At 43.5% G+C, this 232-nt stretch carries 2 tRNA genes; both read right to left on the bottom strand.

The features are described 5' to 3' along the window. Nucleotides 1-26 precede the first annotated feature (26 nt). Nucleotides 27-99, bottom strand: a tRNA-Thr gene (locus N0K73_RS08285). A 5-nt stretch (nucleotides 100-104) separates the two neighbouring features. Next, nucleotides 105-176, bottom strand: a tRNA-Glu gene (locus N0K73_RS08280). Between the last annotated feature and the right edge of the window lie 56 nt (nucleotides 177-232).

The raw sequence follows: 232 nt of genomic DNA, 5'->3' as shown, positions 1-232 counted from the left end.
GAATAATAACTTTGCAACCATTAAAATGCCGGCTGCAGGAGTCGAACCTGTGACCCTCGGTTTACGATACCGATGCTCTACCAACTGAGCTAAGCCGGCGAAAATGACCCGTACGGGATTTGAACCCATGTTACCGCCGTGAAAGGGCGGTGTCTTAACCACTTGACCAACGGGTCATAATACATAAAAACGTGTTAATCAGATCGATTAGCACATTTTTAAATTATTTATT

The organism is Dellaglioa algida, assembly GCF_030127605.1.
Lineage (GTDB): Bacteria > Bacillota > Bacilli > Lactobacillales > Lactobacillaceae > Dellaglioa > Dellaglioa algida.
The sequence above is the reverse complement of the archived record's forward strand: the minus strand, read 5'-3'. Positions and strand labels throughout refer to the sequence as shown.